This window comes from Allosphingosinicella sp. (assembly GCF_036403745.1).
Lineage (GTDB): Bacteria > Pseudomonadota > Alphaproteobacteria > Sphingomonadales > Sphingomonadaceae > Allosphingosinicella.
Genome location: NZ_DASWQI010000087.1, coordinates 1 through 2,153, shown reverse-complemented (window position 1 = coordinate 2,153; position 2,153 = coordinate 1). Strand labels below are relative to the sequence as shown.

The following is a 2,153-nucleotide window of genomic DNA, read 5'->3' as shown; positions in this document are numbered from 1 at the left end:
GCCGCGGCAACCGCCGCAGCCAGGCCGTCTCCCGCCGGCACGTCGGTCACGGCTGCACAAGGGCCTGTCGCCGCCAGCAGCGCAGCCACCAGTGTTGTGCAGCCGGACCGCATGGTCAGACGCTCTTCGGATGTGATTACTCACGTCTAAACGGCGCTCTATCGGAACGAGAATGACGGGAAGCATCATCGGGCACCAAGTGTCCGCTTGGAAGCGGGCTGGCCATGTGGGCAGGCATGTGTCCGAGGTGATTGAAGCCGGGACGGGGCCGGTGTTTCAAGTGGGGCATGACGCACATACCCGCCCGCATCGGTCTGGAGCTGGATGGCCGGGACGTTCTGCTTCAGCGGGTGCAGGACGAGAACGCGGCCCTGCACGCGGAGAACGGTCGGCTGCGGGCCGAGAACGAGCGGCTGCGCAGCGAGGGCAGTGCCAAGGACGCTGAGATCGAGCGGCGGCGAGCGGAGATTGCGGCCCTGCCAGCCAGGCTTGGCCGGCCGAAGAAGACCCCGCGGAATTCGAGCATGCCGCCGTCCCAGGCGGTGAAACCGAACGCCAGCGGGCAGCCCGCCGTCACGCCGGCGCATCCGCGGCGGGGCCATGCGGGCGCACACCGTCCGCTGTGCGACAATCCGACCGAGGTGAAGGACATGCGGGCGGGGACGTGCCCACATTGTGCCGCGGACCTGTGCGGGGTGGCGCAAAGTGCGGGCGCGACATACGACCACGTCGAGATCCCGCTGGCACCGGCGGTCATCACCCGCGTCATCTTGCGGCGCGGGACCTGCCCGTGCTGCCGCACGGCGTTCAAGGCCGAACCGCCGCTGGGGATGGAACCGGGATCCCCCTGTGGCGAAAACCTTCGGGCGACGGTGGTGCATCTACGACAGTGCCACGCCGTGTCGTATGAACGGCTGGCCTCGGTTCTGGCTGTACAGTTCGGGGTGAAGCTGAGCGAGGGCGCGCTGGCGGCGATGCTGAAGGCCGCGGCGCCGGCGTTCGCGGCGCAGGTGGCGCCGATCCGCAGCCGGCTGCTGGCGGGGACGGTGATCGGCTCGGACGAGACGCGCTTTCGCGTGGGCACGGCCAACTGGTGGCTGTGGGTGTTCCAGAATGCCGACAGTTGCTGCTTCGTCGTCGAACCGGGGCGCGACAAGGACGTGGTCGCGCGCTTCCTCGATGGCGTGCGGCCACGTGTTTGGATCTCCGACCGGCTGGGGGCGCAGGCGGGCTGGGGCGAAAAGCACCAAGCCTGTCTCGCTCACATCCTTCGCGACGCCCAGTATGCGCTCGACAGCGGCGACACTGTGCTGGCCGGACGGGTGATCCCGCTGCTGTGCCGCGCTATCCGCGTCTGGCACAACCGCGAGCGCCTGATGCGCCGCTACGGTCTTGGGGTGCTCGAGGCCTTCTTCTGGCGCCACTTCCTCGCGCTCTCGGAGATGGTCGCGCAGCCGATCGTGGGCAACGTGGCCACCGAGAAGTTCCGCCGCAGCTTGGTCAGGTGGCAGGGCAGACTGTTCGTCTTTCTCGTCGAGCCGGAGGCTGCCCCGACCAACAACGGTTCGGAGCAGGCACTGCGCTGGAGTGCGGTCTTCCGCAAGGTCACCAACTGCTTCCGATCGGTCTGGGGCGCGAAGCTCCATGCCGAGGTGCGCTCAGTTATCGAAACGGCGCGACGGCGCGGGATCGGGGCACTCGAGGCGATCCTGCTGACCCTGCGCGGTCAGCCACTTCCCGTCCCGGCGTAGTTCGTCCTGCCCGTCCGGGCCACCCACCACTGCGATTGCGCACCACTCTACAACGGCGCTCCGCATGCGCGTGCCATCACCAACCGTGAGCAATCACGGCTGCGCTGCGACGCGCACGCTTCGGCCGCTCCTCGGAAAAGCTCGATCGCAACATCGAACAGCTTGAACTGCTGATCAGCGACCTCGAAGAAGACCTCGCCGCCCAGGACGCCAGTGCACGCCCTGGTGCAACCGAGCCGGCTGGCCCGGACCATCCCGCCTTCCCAGCCAAGCCACGCCAGCGCCGCCAGCCGGTCCGCAAGCCGCTGCCCGAGCACCTGCCGCGCGCGAGCGTCGTCCACGAACCAGCCTGTACCTGCCCGGGGTGCGGCGGCACCACCTTCAGCCGCATCGGCCAGGACG

Annotated in this window: 2 protein-coding genes; both read left to right on the top strand. The window is 68.7% G+C overall.

The window, feature by feature from the left end:
- Positions 1 to 287: 287 nt before the first annotated feature.
- Positions 288 to 1,751 carry an IS66 family transposase gene (gene tnpC / locus VGC56_RS16890; RefSeq protein WP_464126753.1) on the top strand — a complete coding sequence of 488 codons (1,464 nt, stop codon included), beginning with the start codon at positions 288 to 290 and terminating at the stop codon, positions 1,749 to 1,751.
- A gap of 92 nt (positions 1,752 to 1,843) precedes the next feature.
- Positions 1,844 to 2,153: transposase domain-containing protein (locus VGC56_RS16885; protein WP_464126755.1), on the top strand; the 310-nt coding region annotated here is incomplete at its 3' end.

Bases quoted from the DNA above. Each gene is read 5' to 3' on its own strand.
- tnpC (WP_464126753.1), top strand. From the start codon at position 288: ATGACGCACATACCCGCCCGCATCGGTCTGGAGCTGGATGGCCGGGAC.